Annotated in this window: 20 protein-coding genes and 3 pseudogenes; 11 read left to right on the forward strand and 12 right to left on the reverse strand. The window is 40.5% G+C overall.

The window, feature by feature from the left end; genetic code table 11:
* Positions 1-321 precede the first annotated feature (321 nt).
* The gene (locus JCM19038_RS19730) at positions 322-672 is read left to right on the forward strand and encodes a DUF2614 family zinc ribbon-containing protein (protein WP_042360927.1); all 351 of its coding nucleotides are present in this window, start codon (positions 322-324) and stop codon (positions 670-672) included.
* A 54-nt stretch (positions 673-726) separates the two neighbouring features.
* On the opposite strand, the gene perR is transcribed toward JCM19038_RS19730, so the two are convergent.
* The 4 genes and pseudogenes from perR to bcp form a co-directional block, all read right to left on the reverse strand.
* On the reverse strand, positions 727-1,173 hold the full coding sequence (gene perR / locus JCM19038_RS19735; RefSeq protein WP_042421206.1) for a peroxide-responsive transcriptional repressor PerR: 447 nt from the start codon (positions 1,171-1,173) through the stop codon (positions 727-729).
* Between the two features lie 93 nt (positions 1,174-1,266).
* Entirely contained in the window at positions 1,267-1,572 is a 306-nt protein-coding gene (locus JCM19038_RS19740; protein WP_042421153.1) for a cyclic-di-AMP receptor, read from the reverse strand.
* 54 nt (positions 1,573-1,626) lie between these two features.
* Positions 1,627-2,580 carry a D-2-hydroxyacid dehydrogenase gene (locus tag JCM19038_RS19745; protein WP_081831930.1) on the reverse strand — a complete coding sequence of 318 codons (954 nt, stop codon included), beginning with the start codon at positions 2,578-2,580 and terminating at the stop codon, positions 1,627-1,629.
* A pseudogene (gene bcp / locus JCM19038_RS19750) lies at positions 2,577-3,049 on the reverse strand (thioredoxin-dependent thiol peroxidase). Before bcp ends, JCM19038_RS19745 begins: the two are co-directional and overlap by 4 nt.
* A 115-nt stretch (positions 3,050-3,164) precedes the next feature.
* Between bcp and JCM19038_RS19755 the strand changes: the two are divergent.
* Genes JCM19038_RS19755 through JCM19038_RS19765 form a run of 3 tightly spaced genes read left to right on the forward strand, consistent with a single transcriptional unit; the run spans position 3,165 to position 6,785 of the window.
* Complete coding sequence (locus tag JCM19038_RS19755) at positions 3,165-4,457, forward strand: glutamate-1-semialdehyde 2,1-aminomutase (protein WP_042421156.1); 1,293 nt, start codon at positions 3,165-3,167, stop codon at positions 4,455-4,457.
* 21 nt (positions 4,458-4,478) lie between these two features.
* A complete protein-coding gene (locus JCM19038_RS19760; RefSeq protein ID WP_042421158.1) occupies positions 4,479-5,702 on the forward strand; it encodes a GTPase family protein in 1,224 nt (407 codons plus the stop codon).
* Positions 5,703-5,726: 24 nt separating this feature from the next.
* On the forward strand, positions 5,727-6,785 hold the full coding sequence (locus JCM19038_RS19765) for an aromatic acid exporter family protein (RefSeq protein WP_042421161.1): 1,059 nt from the start codon (positions 5,727-5,729) through the stop codon (positions 6,783-6,785).
* On the opposite strand, the pseudogene JCM19038_RS19770 reads toward JCM19038_RS19765, so the two are convergent.
* From JCM19038_RS19770 to fabL, 3 genes and pseudogenes are all read right to left on the reverse strand, one after another.
* A pseudogene (locus tag JCM19038_RS19770) lies at positions 6,782-7,304 on the reverse strand (DUF402 domain-containing protein). The gene JCM19038_RS19765 and the pseudogene JCM19038_RS19770 sit on opposite strands and share 4 nt — an antisense overlap.
* Positions 7,305-7,408: 104 nt before the next feature.
* Positions 7,409-7,564, reverse strand: coding sequence for a gamma-type small acid-soluble spore protein (locus tag JCM19038_RS22515; RefSeq protein ID WP_152549531.1), 156 nt, complete (start codon positions 7,562-7,564; stop codon positions 7,409-7,411).
* Positions 7,565-7,622: 58 nt separating this feature from the next.
* Entirely contained in the window at positions 7,623-8,372 is a 750-nt protein-coding gene (fabL, locus tag JCM19038_RS19775) for an enoyl-[acyl-carrier-protein] reductase FabL (RefSeq protein WP_042421164.1), read from the reverse strand.
* A 119-nt stretch (positions 8,373-8,491) separates the two neighbouring features.
* Between fabL and JCM19038_RS19780 the strand changes: the two genes are divergently transcribed.
* Together JCM19038_RS19780 and JCM19038_RS19785 are read left to right on the forward strand one after the other, a co-directional pair.
* Positions 8,492-8,800 (forward strand): hypothetical protein, encoded by a 309-nt coding sequence (locus JCM19038_RS19780; protein ID WP_042421166.1) that lies wholly within the window; start codon positions 8,492-8,494, stop codon positions 8,798-8,800.
* A 60-nt stretch (positions 8,801-8,860) separates the two neighbouring features.
* Positions 8,861-9,217, forward strand: coding sequence for a hypothetical protein (locus tag JCM19038_RS19785; protein WP_042421167.1), 357 nt, complete (start codon positions 8,861-8,863; stop codon positions 9,215-9,217).
* Here the strand turns inward: JCM19038_RS19785 and mutY are convergent.
* Positions 9,127-10,245, reverse strand: coding sequence for an A/G-specific adenine glycosylase (gene mutY, locus JCM19038_RS19790; protein ID WP_081831932.1), 1,119 nt, complete (start codon positions 10,243-10,245; stop codon positions 9,127-9,129). The two genes, JCM19038_RS19785 and mutY, sit on opposite strands and share 91 nt — an antisense overlap.
* A gap of 14 nt (positions 10,246-10,259) precedes the next feature.
* Positions 10,260-10,565 carry a hypothetical protein gene (locus JCM19038_RS19795; RefSeq protein ID WP_042421170.1) on the reverse strand — a complete coding sequence of 102 codons (306 nt, stop codon included), beginning with the start codon at positions 10,563-10,565 and terminating at the stop codon, positions 10,260-10,262.
* Between the two features lie 93 nt (positions 10,566-10,658).
* On the opposite strand from JCM19038_RS19795, the gene JCM19038_RS19800 reads away from it, so the two are divergent.
* Positions 10,659-11,675, forward strand: a complete 1,017-nt coding sequence (locus JCM19038_RS19800) for a metal-dependent hydrolase (protein ID WP_042421172.1) — start codon at positions 10,659-10,661, stop codon at positions 11,673-11,675.
* A 2-nt stretch (positions 11,676-11,677) separates the two neighbouring features.
* On the opposite strand, the gene JCM19038_RS19805 is transcribed toward JCM19038_RS19800, so the two are convergent.
* Together JCM19038_RS19805 and JCM19038_RS19810 are read right to left on the reverse strand one after the other, a co-directional pair.
* Positions 11,678-11,995, reverse strand: coding sequence for a YfhH family protein (locus JCM19038_RS19805; RefSeq protein WP_042421173.1), 318 nt, complete (start codon positions 11,993-11,995; stop codon positions 11,678-11,680).
* Positions 11,996-12,802 carry a RecX family transcriptional regulator gene (locus JCM19038_RS19810; protein ID WP_042421175.1) on the reverse strand — a complete coding sequence of 269 codons (807 nt, stop codon included), beginning with the start codon at positions 12,800-12,802 and terminating at the stop codon, positions 11,996-11,998.
* Between the two features lie 333 nt (positions 12,803-13,135).
* Between JCM19038_RS19810 and JCM19038_RS19815 the strand changes: the two genes are divergently transcribed.
* Positions 13,136-14,032: a TIGR01777 family oxidoreductase gene (locus JCM19038_RS19815; RefSeq protein ID WP_042421178.1), complete on the forward strand. Its 897-nt coding sequence runs from the start codon at positions 13,136-13,138 to the stop codon at positions 14,030-14,032.
* 46 nt (positions 14,033-14,078) lie between these two features.
* Here the strand turns inward: JCM19038_RS19815 and JCM19038_RS19820 are convergent, their stop codons facing one another.
* Entirely contained in the window at positions 14,079-14,972 is an 894-nt protein-coding gene (locus JCM19038_RS19820) for an AEC family transporter (RefSeq protein ID WP_042421180.1), read from the reverse strand.
* 319 nt (positions 14,973-15,291) lie between these two features.
* Here JCM19038_RS19820 and ectA point away from each other — a divergent pair, with 319 nt between their 5' ends.
* The 3 genes and pseudogenes from ectA (at position 15,292) to JCM19038_RS19835 (ending at position 17,536) form a co-directional block, all read left to right on the forward strand.
* On the forward strand, positions 15,292-15,861 hold the full coding sequence (ectA, locus tag JCM19038_RS19825) for a diaminobutyrate acetyltransferase (protein WP_373903449.1): 570 nt from the start codon (positions 15,292-15,294) through the stop codon (positions 15,859-15,861).
* A pseudogene (ectB, locus tag JCM19038_RS19830) lies at positions 15,843-17,110 on the forward strand (diaminobutyrate--2-oxoglutarate transaminase). Before ectA ends, ectB begins: the two are co-directional and overlap by 19 nt.
* Positions 17,111-17,149: 39 nt before the next feature.
* Entirely contained in the window at positions 17,150-17,536 is a 387-nt protein-coding gene (locus JCM19038_RS19835) for an ectoine synthase (protein ID WP_042421183.1), read from the forward strand.
* The last annotated feature ends 5 nt before the right edge of the window (positions 17,537-17,541 follow it).

Raw genomic sequence — 17,541 nt, forward strand, 5'->3', positions numbered from 1 at the left:
TTTTCTATCTTACCACCGTCAGTTCGTTGTGTCAACAACTTTTTAATTCTTTTTTTCGGTGTGTTTCGCATTTGTTAGTGCGAGTTATAAGATACCATGTTTTTGCAATTATCGTCAACAACTTTTTTTTCGTTGTTTTTTTCGATGTTGTCTGCCGCCTCTCTTGGCGACGGATATAAAGATACCATGATATGAACTAAAGCGTCAATACATTTTCCAATAAAAGTTTAAAATTGTTTCTAAAGCTGTCGATGCACCGCTATGATTGACTATGTTATACTATGGACGTGTTCTTATTGAAAGAAACAGGAGGTATAGCAAGTGGCGAAAATTAATCGCATTCGCACGTTTGCACTCGCATTAATCTTTATCGGAATCTTCATTATGTACATCGCAATCTTTGTATTTAGTGAAAATCCAATATTAATGTCGATTGCAATGATCATTGGCTTCCTTTCAGTGCTGTCGAGCGCTCTTGTCTATCTATGGATTGGTATGCAATCGATGAAAACCGTACAAGTTATCTGTCCTTCATGTGAAGGAGCGACAAAGATTCTCGGTCGTGTAGATGCATGTATGCACTGTAACGAACCGCTCACAATTGATAAAGCGTTAGAAGGAAAAGAGTTAGACGCTCGTTACAATCGAAAGTCTTCTTTTAACCCTAAATAAAAACACCGCCGAAATATGGCGGTGTTTTTTTGCATTTCATTTAAATCGATACAATTAATCGTGTGCGATCGATTGTTTACTCATGCATTCTGGACACGTTCCATAGATCTCCATACGATGCGACTGAACTTGGAAGTTCGTCACATGTTCAGCTAACGTCTCCACTTCATCAAGAGCTGGATAATGAAAATCAACAATCTTACCACAGTCATTACAAATAATATGATAATGGCTATTTGTTACTGAATCAAAACGACTTGAAGAGTCACCATAAGATAGTTCCTTAACAATTCCTACCTCTTTGAAAACGCGCAAATTATTGTACACCGTAGCAACGCTCATATTCGGAAACTTACCTTCTAAAGCTTTATAAATTTCATCTGCTGTTGGATGCGTCATCGTCTCAAATAGAAACTCTAAAATCGCATGACGCTGCGGTGTCATTCGCACTTTTGTAGACTTTAATGAATCGACCGCGTCTTGAAGCCGTTCACTTGCCATCGCCATGCACCCTCTTTCATACAACAATTACTACATTATAATTCTTATAAATTAGTTTAACGGACAGTGAAATGCTTGTCAATATAGGGATTCTTACGCCTTATTAAATCGTGTCGTCCAATCATCATTCGTTGCCGTATCCATAATAAACGATGTAAACCGGTATTTGCTTGTCGGTTGAATCTTTTTCTTTTGTTCTACGTGAACGCACGCTTCTTCCATGGTCTTCTTAAGATCAGCGTAATCTTGATCTTTAAATCCAATTAAAAAGGTCGTATTCCCTTTTCTCCGAAACCCTCCGCTACTTGCTAGTTCAGTAATTCGATAACCTGAATTTTGCAATACTTTCTCAAGATGATCCCGGTATACGTCATTAACAATACATACAAGCAGTTTCACTGGAAAACCTCCGTTTGACTCATGTTTATGTTTCATCATATCACAAAATGAACGTTAATAGCCTTCACTTATATTAACGATATTCTTCATTTCCCCTTCTTGTTCAACAAAGACACGAAGGTTATGTTTAAATATAGGAAGAAGTCGCTCCATATAGTGTGATGAGTAACCTGCAATATGAGGAGTAATCGTCACTTCGTCCATTTCCCATAGTGGGTGTTCTACATGTAAAGGCTCTTCTTCAAACACATCTAAGTAAGCATGAGCCAACCTATTATTCCTTAACGCTTGGATAAGAGCTTGTTCATCAACAGCGTCTCCCCTACCAAAGTTAATCAGCACGGCTGAATGCTTCATATAACTTAGCGATTCTTCATTAATAAGTTGTTTCGTCTTTGGTGTTGACGGTAGGACGTTTACGATATAGTCCGCATTAGGTAACACGTTAAACAACTCTTGTAGCGCATATGTCTCATCAAAACGCACAACGTCTCGACCACTTTGATTGATTCCAAGCACCCTCATGCCGAACACTTTAGCTCTCATTGCGACTGCTTGTGCGATTGCCCCAGTCCCGAGTATTAATAGCGTTCTCCCGTATAGTTCACCTGGCTTGAAGTTCTCAAATCGTTTGTTTTGTTGATACTCTACGCTTACCTTATGTTTTCGCGCATGATCAAGCATCGCATGAAGTGCATACTCCCCCATCTGGACGTTATGGACACCTCTAGCATTCGTAACTACAATACCTCGTTTCTCAAGTGAGTCCAACGGCAAGTTTTCAACACCTGCCGATGAGGTCATCACCCACTTCAAATTCACTGCACTTGTGATCACACGTTCTGTTAACCCTCCACCAAACAAAAACAATCCGTCTGCACTTTCGAGCTTTTCTTTCGCTTCTTCCATGCTTTGAAACTGAGTAAGGTTTACAGGCAGTTGCTCTTTTATATCTTGAATTGTTTCAGCAGGTATTTTGTTCGTAATGACAACTTCCACGATCATCATCCTCCGTTTTTGTGGGCTTGAATCGCTTCTTTCACTTTTTCTACATGGTCTTTAACACGTACATTTCTCCATTCATTAATTACCGTTCCTGTTTCATCTATTATAAACGTGGATCTGACGATTCCCATGTATTCTTTTCCGAAGTTCTTTTTCAATTGCCAAACTCCGTATTTGTTTGCAGCTTCTTGCTCTTCATCTGCGATGAGCGTAAAGGGAAGTTCATGCTTTTGGATAAATTTATCATGACGTTCTAGTGAGTCAGGACTAACTCCCAGTACAACAACATTATCTTCACGAAGTCTGGCAATGCATCCCGGAAATCACACGCTTGTGTTGTACACCCTGGCGTCATATCTTTTGGATAAAAATAAAGTACAACGATGCTACCTTTATAATCACTAATTGAAAGGTTTTCACCATTACTCGCTGGCAACGTAAAATCTGGCGCTACTTTGTTCACTAATTCCATTTTATTCAACTTCCTCTCACTTTTTTGATGACTTTCTTCTATTATGATCGCGTTTTACGTGTTTGTCGAATCATACAATGGTAGAATAAAGATTGATGATATTGGAGGTTACAAAATGAATATAGAACAATCACAATTACAATACGAAATTGCAAATGAACATATTGTTGGAGGTGTAAACAGCCCTTCCCGATCGTTTAAAGGAGTCGGTGGAGGAATCCCTGTTTCAATAAAGAAAGGAAGCGGCGCATACTTGTATGACTTGGATGACAACCGCTACATTGACTACATTGCAGCATACGGTCCAATCATTACAGGGCATGCACACCCGCACATTACAAAAGCAATTACACAAGCCGCTGAAGATGGTGTCTTGTATGGAACACCAACACGGTTAGAAAATGACTTTGCTATCATGTTAAAATCAGCGATTCCATCTCTAGAGAAAGTGCGCTTTGTTAACTCAGGTACCGAAGCTGTTATGACAACCATTCGTGTAGCACGAGCTTATACAGGTCGTAATAAGATTATTAAGTTTGCAGGTTGTTACCACGGCCATTCTGACCTTGTGCTTGTTGCCGCAGGTTCAGGCCCTTCGACATTAGGTTCTCCTGACTCCGCTGGTGTCACAAAGAACATTGCAAAGGAAGTTATCACCGTTCCGTTTAACGATGCAGAGGCATTAGAACAAGCATTAGAAACGTTCGGAGATGACGTGGCTGCTGTGCTCGTAGAACCGATCGTTGGAAACTTTGGAATTGTAGAACCTGAACCTGGATTTTTAGAAGCGGTAAATGAGTTAACGCACCGATACGGAGGTCTCGTCATTTATGATGAAGTCATTACAGCCTTTCGCTTTCATTATGGCGCTGCGCAGGACCTTCTCGGAGTTAAACCAGACCTTACTGCACTAGGAAAAATCATCGGGGGCGGATTACCAATTGGTGCCTACGGTGGTCGCGTTGATATCATGGAACAAATTGCACCACTTGGCCCTGCTTATCAAGCCGGAACCATGGCGGGCAACCCCGCATCCATGCATTCTGGAATTGCTTGTTTAGAAGTCTTGCAACAACCTGGAGTATATGACCACTTAGAAGTACTTGGCAAGAAACTTGAAGAAGGTCTGCACGCAGCCGCCAAAGAAGCGGGTATTGATGATGTTGTGATTAACCGTAAAGTCGGGGCATTAACTGTCTATTTCTCAGACAAACCAATTAGAAATTACGATGATGCTAAAGAGACTAACGGCGAACGTTTTTCACAGTTATTCCATGCACTATTAAAACGAGGCGTTCATTTAGCACCGAGTAAATATGAAGCATGGTTCTTAACGACTGCTCATACTGAATCCGATGTAGACGAAACCATTGAGATTGCTAAGGAAGCCTTTAAAGAAGTTCGATAAAAGAAGGAAAAGGTGATTTTCTTGAGCAACGAAAGAAAACCTGAAGAACTTCAACAATCACTTGAATTAATTCGCAATAAACTTTTGCCTAAACTTCCGGCCTCCGTTAAGCAGAAAATCAATCCTGAAGTTGAGAAACTTGAAGAATTGTTTTTAAATACCCGCTCCCCTCGTTTCGCCGTTGTAGGTCGGCGGGGCGCGGGGAAATCAACGCTAATCAATGCGATCTTTCAAAAGGAAGTCGCCAAAGTCGGTAGTGTGGTCGCAGAAACAGAACGCGCTTCTTGGCATACATTTAAAGATGATAAAAACGAAACACTAATGGAAGTTCTTGATACGAGAGGATTTGGCGAAGGCTCTTCAGAACGTTTCGCTCTTTCTGAAGAAGACGCTTGGCAAGAAGCCATTCAAGATACGTATCCAGATGCCATTCTTTTTCTCGTCAAAGCTAAAGAAGTTGATAGTCGGATTACAGAAGATATAAAGCAACTGAAAAGTCTACAATCATTGATCTTAGAAAAGCACGATTATCGTCCACCAATTGTTGGTGTTGTCACTCAAGTTGATGAACTTGATCCCATTTATGATTCTGATCCACCGTTTACTACGGAGAAAAATGATGCCATTCACCTTGCAGTTTCTCACGTTAATAAAATGCTCAAAAAAGAATTTCAAGATATTCCGAAGGTCATTCCAGTCTGTGCTTATCTCGCATTTAAAAACGGTGAGATCGTTTACGATCGCCGTTATAACATTGAAACGCTCACTGACTATTTACTTGATCAACTTCCAGGAAATACGTGGATGGAGTGGGCGAGGATTACACAAGGAAAAAAGATTCAAACCCGGATTGCTAAAACTGTTGGCAAAAGCGCCTCCACCATTGCAGCCGGAGTTGGGGCACAACCGATCCCCCTCGCAGATTTACCTATTATAACGAGTATTCAAATTTCAATGGTCGCTGCGATTGCGTACATTTCAGGGCGCAAGTTCAATCGCAAAACACTCTTTGAATTTTTCACAGCGATGGGAGCCAATGTTGGAACCGCATTAGCTTTTCGACAGCTATCACGTTCTGTTAGCAAATTCGTATTCCCAGTTGCCGGTAACGCTATTTCTGGAACACTCGCTGCAACCGCAACGTGGGGGCTTTGCAAAGCAGCAATCCTTTACTTTATTGAAAAAAGACCAGCGATTGAGGCGAAAGAAGCCTATGATTTTAATCAAGAAAAGCCGTTGGACTAACCGTAGAAAGGAGCGCTTATTCTTATGCGACTAGGCGCCCGCATTTTTAAGACTGGATTGGCCATTATGCTTGCATTGTATGCAGCTCAATGGCTCGGTTTAGAACCCGCTTTCTTTGCAGGATTAACAGCAGCATTTGCAATCCAGCCTTCCATTTACAAAACGTATCAAACGATTTTAGAACAACTTCAAGCGAATACAATTGGAGCGATTCTAGCTGTCGTATTCGGTCTTGCTTTTGGTCATGAACCGTTTGTAATCGGGGTCGTTGTCATGCTGGCAATCGCTATTATTACTCGCATGAACTTAGAGTCCGCAACGATTCCAGTCACACTCGTCACGATTATCATTATTATGGGTTCAGCCCCGAATGAAGAATACTTGATGTATGCGATCTCTCGTTTTGGGTTAATTATGGTTGGGGTATTCTCTGCATTTCTCATTAACATGCTATTTATACCGCCTAAATATGAAGAAAAGTTATATAAAAAAGTCGTCACAATGACTGAGAACACCGCACAGTGGATTCGACTAACGACTCGTCACGATACGAATACTCAATCCAGAAGAAAAGATCTAGAAAAATCAAAAGAAGAGCTCGTTGAATTAGATCAGATGTACTTGTTATATAAAGAAGAACGTAATTATTTTATTAAGAACAAATTCAACAAGGCTCGTAAGTTAGTCCTGTTTAGAGAAATGATTAACGTTAATAAGGAGCTTATTAGCATTTTGACCTTCTTAGATGATCGAGAAAATGCTTATCATCACCTCCCCGACAATATGCAGCGACTATTGTCACAACAGCTTGATCATTTAACGACGTATCATGAACGGATCTTAATGCGCTATGACGGAAAAGTTACCACTCAGATGACCGATACGATGGCAGAGGAAGTCGATGAAGGTAACAAATCACTAACTGACCTATTCATGGACTCCTACGATTACAAAGAAGTTACTCGAGAAGAATGGTTAAGTTTACTTCCGATCGTCTCTCATATCGTCGAATACAACCAGCGACTCGAGCATCTCGACCGTCTCGTAGAAAGTTTCTTTAGTTATCACAATAGCGATGATTAACGATGCATCAGAAATTCCTCATACCATCGTTCAATAAATTGGGGATCAAACGGTCCTTTTCCTTGATAAATCCAATATTTTAATTCCTCTACCCTTCGGTGACCTTCTCTTTGACATCGAAGGGGTAGTTCATTGTTTGTTGATGCAACAAAAACTCATCTTCATCCAACAACTGAAAACTGTGATCTGGATACACTTTGATGTCTAAGTCATAATCGATATATTTTAAAGCTTCAGAATCATAAGCGCACGGTGAACTGATATTACAATAATAATGCGTACCGTCACTTCGAATCATCGCAATCACATTAAACCATTTTTCATGATGAAAATAAAATATCGCAGGTTCCCTCGTTCTCCAAGAGCTTCCATCACCTTCAACACAAGGATCCGATCGTTACCACCGATAATCTCTTGGGATGTGCTTTTTAACACAGCTGACTGCTCCCAAACTCTATGCAGTTTTCCATTATGTTTATAACTACGAATCTCAATTGTTTCCCCTTCTGTTGGAATCACGTGGCTATCCCTCTCTTCCCAATGACAAATCGTTATCCGTAGTATAATAAACCTAACGTCAAAAGAAAAGGGAGCCATCCGTAAAGGACGCTCCCCATCTTACATTACTGTTGGTTATTTTGGTTTTTGTGTTGCTCAGATTGTGCGTTACGTTTCTTTACTTCTTGCACATCAGTTTCACTACCGAACTCTTGTTCGTAGTTTTGGTGTTGTTGATTTTGTTGTTGATTGTTTTGTTGGTTGTTTTGTTTCTTAGCCATTTGACTTCACCTCCACAACGATTAACATGCCCGCTGTGTGAAATCTTATGCAAAGAAATTACATTGTCAGTGATATACCACCATCGACAATGATCGTTTGCCCACAAATCATACTCGCTTCATCCGAAATCAAAAACAAAATCGCTGACGTTAAATCATGCGGTTCAACGATGCGACCTGCAGGTGTGTTCTTCGCAGAACTTTCTAGAATTTCATTTCGGTTAGGGAAATGCTTTAATGCATCCGTATCGACAACTCCCCCACTTACTGCATTTACTCGAATATTCTTTTGAGCGAGTTCAACAGCTAAATACCGCGTTAATGATTCGACGGCTGCTTTTGATACCCCTACCGCTGTATAGTTCTCTAACGTACGAATTGAGCCTAACGAAGAGAGGCTGACAATCTGACCTTGTCCGTTTTTCTCCATCAACGGGACGGCTTTTTGTGCACAGAGGAGTAATGCTTTCGCATTCACATTCATTGTCCAATCCCAATGATTACTCGTGAGCTCCATAGAAGGCTTTAGTACACCTGATGCTGCATTATTAACAAAAACATCTAACCTTCCATACTGTTCCTCTACTGCTTCAAATAAATGATCGATCTTTTCTTCATCATTTAAATTGGCTTTTACACTTATTGCTTCAACACCGTGAGAACGAATTTCTTCTACAACAAGATCGGCGTCTTTTCTGCTTCTAGCGTAATGGACGACAAGATTATATCCACGCTTGGCAAGCTCAATCGCTGTAAGTCTTCCGATTCCACGACTTGAGCCTGTAACGAGTGCTACTTTTCTTTCCATAATATTCCCTCCTTCAGTATCATTGGCATTATACCATTACATTTGAGCCGTTTGGTTCAGATTATACATGCGCATTAACGGGTAACTCTCTCATAAGCCAGAATTTAAGGAGAGATTTTGTGGCACGCGAAAAATTTTTTGTCACGATAAATCAAGGTTCCCTTGAATTATCACCAGTGAAAGTAGATGACAATACAATTCAATATGAAGTCTTCGTTAATTCAGAAGAAAAACATGAACTCGAACATGAACTTAGCGTTATAGACTTCCATGACGTAGAAGGCGATGAAATCGTAACGTTTTTCGATGAATTGCAAGCAGACCGAGATAAAGAAGAAGTAGGCAAAGAGTTCGGTCGCCTTTACAAACTCATTTATCAATACGGCTCCAAAGAGACGCAGTCAATGCTCGATGAGATTAGTAAGTAATTACACATAACTCCTCCTAACGTTTGCACATACTACGTGTAACAATAAGGAGGAGTTATGATGGACAAACAAATTTATTACGTGAATTTAAATCCAATTAGCATGGATGATGTGACAACGACAAAAATTGATGATAGTGAATTAATTCAGTTTGAAATCGAGGCATCCGCTGACGAAATCAAGGAATTAAAAACATTACTAAGTGAAGTCCAAGCCCACGATATGGAGTTACAAGATTTATTTACGTTCAGACATTTTAATGAAGAATATACCGATGACGACAGTCGAGAATTTCAGCACGGATTGGATCACGTATACAAACGTATCTACGAGTTAGGCACGCATAAGACGAGAGAAGATATGGAAAGCATGCGTCCTACACTCATGAGCAATGAAGATGAATCACCATCTAAGTAATGCTTGGCAATCTTTTGGTAAACAACAGGGAAGCTATAGCTTTGAAACTCGTGTTTATTTACCCAAACACCTTGATGTTCTTCTTCAGTTGCAATCGTTCCAGTGTAGACGGACACCTCCCATTTTAAATGTGAAAAAACATGCTTAAAAACGTCGCTTTCTTTTTGTAACGGTAAGTCTAATTTATACTGATCGTGTAAGACTGAAGAAAGATCATTCGCGTGCCCAAGCACAGCTGGAAATTGCCAAAGACCAGCCAATAGCCCCTCCTTTGGACGTTGCTCAATGAGCACTCGTTCATTTTCATCAACAATAACCGCACAGGAAACTTGTTGATCTTTTGGTTTAGCTTTTTTCGCCTTGATCGGGAGTTGTTCAACAACTCCTTTTTCTCTCGCTAAACATAATTTCGAAACTGGGCATTGTTCACAATCCGGTTTTTTCGGCTTACAGATTAACGCACCAAGCTCCATGAGAGCTTGATTAAACTTAGATGGCTCAGTCATTTCCAAATACTCACGAACGTGTTCTTCAAATTGCTTTCTCGTCTTTTGCTTTGAAATATCTTCAGTAATGTAAAGCACTCTAGAAAGAACTCGCATAACATTTCCATCCACTGCTGGTTCTTTAAAATCGTATGCAATGCTCATTACAGCACCACCTGTATAAGGGCCAACGCCTTTTAGCTCGCGGAACTTATCAGGGTCATTCGGAACGACACCGTCGTATGACGCTGCAATTTCTTTAACCGCTCCATGGAGGTTTCTTGCTCTTGAATAATAACCAAGTCCCTCCCAAGCTTTTAACACTTCATCTTCATGAGCATTGGCTAAAGCAGGTAATGTCGGGAACTTCTTTAAAAAGTTTTCGTAGTATGGAATGACCGTATCGACTCTCGTTTGTTGAAGCATCACTTCTGAAATCCAAATGCGATAAGGGTCTCTACTCCGTCTCCACGGTAAGTCTCGTTGTTCAGATTCATACCAGTCAACGAGGTCTTTTGTAAATTGATATGCAAAAAGTGACATGGTGAAGATCCTTTCTAGTTATTCTCCTTTTGTTCAATAAATGCCCAACAATTCATGTTGGCTAATGGCTTCGTCATTAGTGGCGCAAGCTTACCAAAAACCGGATCGTTCTCATTTCTTCGACTAGTCTTCACGTACTCATACTCTTGTTGATTGGTCACTTCGAACATCTCAACAAATAAATTCGGTTGATCAAATGCTTTGTAGGTTCGATAGTTCCATACTTCAAACTGTTTCATTGCCTCTTTAATATGAGGCATGAGTCGTTCGTAATCAACTACATAGTCATCATGAACTTTATATTCCATAAAGATTTGCATTTTATTTACTCGTCATCACCTTTCTTTTATTTACGTCAGAACCGATTTTTGCTAATCTATTTACACGCATTACAAAAGGAGGAACAACCGGGTATGGACTCAGCGACACATGTAGTCATGGGTGTAGGGTTGTGCGGGCTTGCTACACTTGACCCGGTCATCGCCGATAACCAAGCGACTTTCGCAGCAGCTGCTGTTGGGATCATGCTTGGATCACAAGCGCCTGATTTAGACACTGTTTTAAAAATGAGAAATAACGCCGTTTATATTAAAAACCATCGCGGTTCTTCTCATTCACTTCCTGCAGTGTTACTCTGGTCAGTAGCCATTGCTGTCTTAACCTTTATGTTCATTCCAGAAGCAGCGTTAATTCATGTTTGGATATGGACATTACTAGCAGTCGGTCTTCACGTGTTTGTCGACATTTTTAATGCTTATGGTACGAAAGCACTCGCCCCTTTTAAAAACCGGTGGATTGCACTCGGTGCCATCAATATATTCGATCCTTTTCTCTTTGGAATGCACATTCTAGGCATCGTTTTATGGATTATGGGCGCACACCCTGGCTATACGTTTTTAGCGATTTACGGGGTATTATTGATTTATTATCTGTGGAGGATGCACGTTCGCAATAAGATCGTTCGTCTTGCGAGAAAAAGACATCCAAGAGCCAGTCACATCTTTATTTCACCGACGATTCGCTGGACTGACTTTCATCTAGTCATCCGTACAAGAAATCACTTGCATGTCGCCACTTATAAGAATAAAAACATTCGTTATTTAGAAAGCTTTCCTTTTGAGCCAATTCCCCAAGATGAAGTCATTTTGGCAGCTCTAAAAGATACGAACCTTACGGCTTTTTTAAGTTTCTCCCCAGCATACCGTTGGAATGTTGAAGAGAAGTCGTTTGGATATGAAGTAACGTTTACAGACCTTCGCTATCGTTCTGGTGGATATTATCCATTTATTACAATTGTCCGCCTCAATAGCAACCTACAAATTCTTGGGTCTTATACTGGTTGGATTTACAACCAAACAAAGCTCGAACAGAAGCTACAAAAATCTACCGAACAGAATACGAAAAAAGCGAAATTAAGACATGCAACGTAACATTACGTTGCATGTCTTTTTAGTAGTGAAATTGGGATTGCGGTTAAGTCTGTTTCTCCATCTCGGTATCCCCAAGCAAAAACGCCATTCATATAGGAAATGAGTAACGAACCTTGATCTTCACCCTGAATTTCATATCGCTTTCCAGGCTCATACTGCTTTCGGTCAAGTAAATACGATTGAGCGATGGTTTTTTTTCTTTCATAAACCTCGAATTCACTTAACATTCCTTTCTGTTCTGCTTTTCTAGCTCGCTCTGTTAACGTTGTTACTTCTCGCAATAGCTCTTGTCGTGTTAATTGTCCATAACGTTGATCCATCTATTGATCTTCCTCCTGAAAGTTCTCATTAACATAATCGATCGCTGCTTGATACGAAAACCCCTTTTGCACAAGCTTTTGAACGATGCGTCGATGAAGGTCTTGTCCACTATATTTTTTTTGTAGCTTTTGTGCAGCTTGATTTGCTTGTATTGATAAAGCGTCTTCTTCATCTGCTTTTGGAAGATGCTCTAATGCCAATTGAATCATCTCATATGAAAAGCCAAGTCGCAACAAAGCGTCTGTAAGCTTCTTCTTTTTCATTTGTGTGCTGTCTTTTTTGTATTGCCTCGACTTCTTTTGGATAACTGCAATCGCCTTGTCTAGTTGTTGCTCTTTCGTATAGTTCAAAAGTGCACCCTCAATGGTTGACCTTGCAACACCCTTCTCTTCTAAGTATTGCTTCATTCTGCCAGGACCTTTAGAACTTGTTGATAATTCGAGATTTACATATGACTTGGCGTACATGTGATCATTCACATACTTACGTTCTTTCATTGCTTCAAGGATTCGATCAATGTGGTCCATTGTAACTTCTTTGTTCGCAAGCTCGAGACGTACTTCTTGCTCTGTTCGCATGCGGCGGTTTACATAATGCAATGCATGTTTGTACGCTTTCTCATATTCGTCTTCTAATGCCCATTGCGCAAGCTTATTTTCATCAACTTCCATGCCTTTATGAAGATGATGACGCAGTAGCAATTCTTGATCAACGCCACAAGCAAAGCGTTCTTCATTTTGGTCCCCAACAAAAATATTGTACCGCTCTGGATCATTTTTTTGGACGGCTATTTTTGTTATTTTCATTGCATCCTACTACTAGTCTAAAGAAAAATATCCCTAGCTCGTGTTCGTCACTAACTAGTAGCAGGCTCACCTCGCTTTCGTTATCGAGTTCTCAGCTCGTAATTGTACGATCATAAACGTTTACTTAAGAAGTTCAAACAGGCAGCTCAGTTACGTTCATCGCATTCGCTTGTACTGACCCACTCGCTTCAATAGGCTATTTTTTGCTCATAAAAACGGTTTTCGTTGCATCAATTGCGTTACACAATTCGCTGGACGTTACTTAATTCTACTTTATAGGATAACTACTCGTCATTTTTGGGTATTAGTTACGTAGAAAGGGAGGTTCTTGATATGCACGTACTCATTTCAGGTGGAACTGGACTGGTGGGAACGAAACTGACCGAGCGTCTCATTGAAAAAGGTCACTCTGTTACTATTCTAACAAGAAATGCAAAAGACAAACAGAATCAATCTCACATTCACTACGTAACGTGGCTCGATGGCTCAAAACCAGAAAATCACTTAGAAAACGTTGATGCGGTCGTAAATTTAGCGGGTGCTTCGATTAGTAAGCCCTGGACTCGTTCACATAAGGAAGCAATTTTAAAAAGTCGAGTGGAGGCCACACAAGAATGCATTCGAATTATACGAGCCTTAGAGCATACGCCTAGCGTTTTCTACAGTTCCTCAGCAATTGGTTACTACGGTGTTTCTGAAGAAGATACGTTCACGGAGCACTCAAAACCGATCAATCAATACTTTTTACAAACCGTCAGTGAACAGTGGGAAAGTGAAGCGTCGCAAGTGAAAGATGAAGTCCGTTTAGTGATCGGTCGACTCGGACTCGTATTGGATCGTAATGATGGGCCACTACCGCTTATGGCGCTCCCCTATCGGTTTGGTGTTGGAGGCAGAATAGGCAATGGTAGACAGTGGTATTCATGGATTCATGTCGAAGATGCCGCTAACGTAATTGTATTCAGCTTAGAAAATGAGCAATGTGAAGGTCCCTTTAATATCACCGCTCCTGAACCACTTCGAATGCGTAAATTCGGGCAAATCATTGGCGAAACGCTCCACCGTCCGCACTGGTTACCTGCTCCGCGATTTGCTATGAGACTTGCGCTTGGAGAAATGAGTGACCTTATTATTAAAGGGCAACGAGTCATTCCGAAACGAACTGAAGAACTCGGGTTTTCGTATCGTTTCCCTACTTTAAGAAAAGCGTTAAAAGATATTTATTCTTAATAAAACCGCTACGCATCGAGGCATTCGATGAGCGTAGCGGTTTTGTTTATAATAGAACGAGCAATGCTGTAATTGAGAATATACTTATAATCGTCGTCACGAGCGTAATGCTTGAGACGAGCTTTGGTTCTGCCTCAAATTGAACAGCAAACATAACGATATTTGCTGCACTTGGCATTGCAGCAAGCACGATAATGACATTTGCTAACAATGGATCTACAGGAAACAGCAACGTTAGTCCATAGGCAATGAGTGGCGATACGAAAAGTCTCATAATACTTGCATATGTAATGCCTTTCCATTCAAAACCTGATAGTGGAATTTTGGCTAACTGCATCCCTAAAATTAACATGACGGTAGGAATTATAGCCTCAGAAACCATGCTCGTCGTTCTCTCTAACGCTAACGGCAACTCAAACGGAATGGTTTTCGCAATAGCGGCTACTACCAATGCCCAAATTGCCGGCATTGTTAAGACCATTTTTACCGCATACCTCATCGATTCCTTCATTTTTGTTGCGAAATAAACCCCAAAACTATTCATTAGAATCGATTGAATGACCATAAACATAACCGCAAATTGAAATCCTTCTTGCCCGAAAGCAAATAAGATGATCGGTGCCCCGTAGTTTCCTGCATTCATAAATGCCGTCGATAAAACGAAACCTGTTTCCCGATCGGAAGGTATTTTCATGAAATAAGCGATGATTTTATTGAGTGTTACGAGAGTTAATAATAAAATAAGAGCAATCAAGAGCATATAAAAGATTTGTACATCGATCGATGTATGGTAAAAGTTCTGAAAAACGAGACAAGGCGTCATAATATAAATCGCGAGTGTTGAAATCGGTTTAATATCGAGTTTAGATTTTCTTTCTAATACGAATCCGAGTGAAAACACTAATAGAACAGGCAATACGACCTCTAAGAATATAGTCAAACTTCTTTCTCTCCCTTTCTCTTTCTGTATATTTTTGTCGAGTTTTTCTTAGCCAAATAAGCAAATTGATCAAATCGGCAGATATTAAAATGCACCACTATGTTCAAATCATCAATTCACGATTAATCGTCTCTCAGTGGGTCAGAGTCCTTTTAAATGCATTTGATCTTTTTTTTATTTCTCCTTATCATTATATACCGTAATCGTTTTTCAAAAAGGAAATAGTTAGCTACTTATTCCAAATAACTGGTTTAAACGATTAGGATAACGGTTATGGAAGAGTAGGTAAATAAAATAATCTTTAGAAGGTGATGATCACATGGCGGTTACTCCAATTACGGAGAAAGAAGCGCTAGTATTTACGAAACCATCAGTCGAAGATGGTGCTGAAATGTGGGAACTAGCAAAGAAGCTAGGACTCGATTTGAACTCATCGTACAAATATTTGATGATGGCGGAATATTTCGCCGAAACTTGTGTTGTCGTTAAAGAAGACGATGAACTTGTAGGTTTTGTTACCGCTTTTATTCTTCCAGAACGCCAAAACACTGTATTCGTATGGCAAGTCGGCGTAGATGAATCACAACGAGGACGCGGACTCGCTTCACGTATGCTAAATGAAGTTTTAGAACGTAACTCATGTGGTAAAGTAAAGTATCTTGAAGCAACAGTAACTCCATCGAACGACGCTTCGCAAAAGCTGTTCCGGCGATTAGCCGTAAAAACGATACTGCTTGTCACGTGTCGGAATGCTTCTCCGAAGATTTGTTCCCTGGAGAAGGTCATGAAGCTGAATTATCGTTCAAGATCGGTCCGTTTTTACGACAATAAGAAAACGTTTTTTATACTCGAAAGGAGCACATCAATTACATGTCTGTCAATGTCATGAACGTATTTGAACAAATAGAATCTGAGGTAAGAAGTTATAGCAGAAGTTTCCCTACCGTTTTTCACAAAGCTAAAGGGTATAAATTATACGATGAGTCAGGTAAAGAATACATTGACTTTTTCTCCGGTGCAGGTGCACTGAACTACGGTCACAATGATGATCAAATGAAAGAGAAATTAATCGAGTACATTCAAGAAGACGGAATCACTCATTCCCTCGATATGGCCTCAAAGTCAAAGCGTGAATTTTTGAGCGCTTTCCAATCTTCAATCTTAGAGCCTCGTAACATGTCTTACAAAGTCATGTTCCCAGGACCAACTGGTACGAATGCCGTTGAAAGTGCATTAAAGCTCGCTCGTAAGATTACTGGTCGAACAAACGTCGTGAGTTTCACTAATGGCTTCCACGGTATGACACTCGGTTCACTTTCTGTAACGTCAAATGATTTCAAACGTAAAGGCGCTGGCGTTCCATTAAGTAATACGACAATTATGCCTTACGACAAATATGTCGATGAGCCTGTAGAAACTCAAATGAAGTACATTCGTAGATTTCTGGCGACAAACGGTAGTGGTGTTGATGCACCGGCAGCATTGATCTTAGAGACAGTTCAAGGTGAAGGTGGCTTGAACGCTGCAAGTATGGAATGGCTTCAAGAGATTGAAAAGCTCGCAAAAGACATTGGTGCGTTATTGATTATTGATGACATTCAAGCTGGAGTTGGTCGTGCGGGTACGTTCTTTAGCTTTGAGCCTGCTGGCATTAAACCAGATATCATTTGCTTGTCTAAATCAATCGGTGGTTACGGATTACCACTTGCATTAACACTCTTTAAGCCAGAACTCGATAAATGGGCACCAGGTGAGCACAATGGTACGTTTAGAGGAAACAACCTCGCATTCGTTACCGCGACAGCGGCCCTTGATTACTGGAAAGATCCTTCCTTTGAAAAAGGTATTGAAGAGAAATCCCAGATGATCACTAGCTTCTTACAACTTATGATTGATAAATATCCTGCCCTTGAAGGAAAGCTTAAAGGTCGTGGTTCATTCAAGGAATTCGTACAGACATTCCAGACCTTGCTAATAAAGTAGCAGCTAGTGCATTTGAGCAAGGCTTAATTATGGAAACAGCTGGACCTAACGATGAAGTATTTAAGCTCTTCCCACCGCTTACAATTGATAAAGAAGGTCTTCAAGCAGGACTTGATAAACTAGATGCAGCCATCGATCAAGCACTTAACGCATAAACATCGATCGTTACTCAACAACTTTAGGAGGCAATACACATGAAAGTCGTCAAATTAGAAGACATCCTAGGAACTGAAAAAGAAGTTGAAGGTGGCAACTGGGTTAGTCGCCGTCTCATCTCTAAAAAAGACGGAATGGGTTATTCTGTGAATGACACGATTATCCGTGCTGGCACAGAGACACACATCTGGTATCAAAACCACCTCGAAGCAGTCTATTGCATCGAGGGTCATGCAGAAGTTGTTACGTTAAGTGATAACAAAGTACACACGATTAAAGCAGGTACACTTTATGCACTTGATGAGCACGATGAGCACCTACTTCGCGGCATTGAAGATGCACGTATGGTCTGTGTATTCAACCCACCATTAAGCGGTCGTGAAATCCACGATGAGAATGGTGTTTACCCAGCAGACTTAGACTAATTACA

The organism is Geomicrobium sp. JCM 19038 (genome assembly GCF_000698125.1).
Lineage (GTDB): Bacteria > Bacillota > Bacilli > Bacillales > Marinococcaceae > Geomicrobium_A.

What these genes read in the sequence shown, in the direction of transcription:
- perR (WP_042421206.1), bottom strand. Translation starts at nt 1,173, where the DNA reads ATGGCAAGTGAACGGCTTCAAGACGCGGTCGATTCATTAAAGTCTACA.
- JCM19038_RS19745 (WP_081831930.1), bottom strand. Translation starts at nt 2,580, where the DNA reads ATGATGATCGTGGAAGTTGTCATTACGAACAAAATACCTGCTGAAACA.
- JCM19038_RS19755 (WP_042421156.1), top strand. Translation starts at nt 3,165, where the DNA reads ATGAATATAGAACAATCACAATTACAATACGAAATTGCAAATGAACAT.
- JCM19038_RS19765 (WP_042421161.1), top strand. Translation starts at nt 5,727, where the DNA reads ATGCGACTAGGCGCCCGCATTTTTAAGACTGGATTGGCCATTATGCTT.
- JCM19038_RS22515 (WP_152549531.1), bottom strand. Translation starts at nt 7,564, where the DNA reads ATGGCTAAGAAACAAAACAACCAACAAAACAATCAACAACAAAATCAA.
- fabL (WP_042421164.1), bottom strand. Translation starts at nt 8,372, where the DNA reads ATGGAAAGAAAAGTAGCACTCGTTACAGGCTCAAGTCGTGGAATCGGA.
- JCM19038_RS19785 (WP_042421167.1), top strand. Translation starts at nt 8,861, where the DNA reads ATGGACAAACAAATTTATTACGTGAATTTAAATCCAATTAGCATGGAT.
- mutY (WP_081831932.1), bottom strand. Translation starts at nt 10,245, where the DNA reads ATGTCACTTTTTGCATATCAATTTACAAAAGACCTCGTTGACTGGTAT.
- JCM19038_RS19795 (WP_042421170.1), bottom strand. Translation starts at nt 10,565, where the DNA reads ATGCAAATCTTTATGGAATATAAAGTTCATGATGACTATGTAGTTGAT.
- JCM19038_RS19800 (WP_042421172.1), top strand. Translation starts at nt 10,659, where the DNA reads ATGGACTCAGCGACACATGTAGTCATGGGTGTAGGGTTGTGCGGGCTT.
- JCM19038_RS19805 (WP_042421173.1), bottom strand. Translation starts at nt 11,995, where the DNA reads ATGGATCAACGTTATGGACAATTAACACGACAAGAGCTATTGCGAGAA.
- JCM19038_RS19810 (WP_042421175.1), bottom strand. Translation starts at nt 12,802, where the DNA reads ATGAAAATAACAAAAATAGCCGTCCAAAAAAATGATCCAGAGCGGTAC.
- JCM19038_RS19815 (WP_042421178.1), top strand. Translation starts at nt 13,136, where the DNA reads ATGCACGTACTCATTTCAGGTGGAACTGGACTGGTGGGAACGAAACTG.
- ectA (WP_373903449.1), top strand. Translation starts at nt 15,292, where the DNA reads ATGGCGGTTACTCCAATTACGGAGAAAGAAGCGCTAGTATTTACGAAA.
- JCM19038_RS19835 (WP_042421183.1), top strand. Translation starts at nt 17,150, where the DNA reads ATGAAAGTCGTCAAATTAGAAGACATCCTAGGAACTGAAAAAGAAGTT.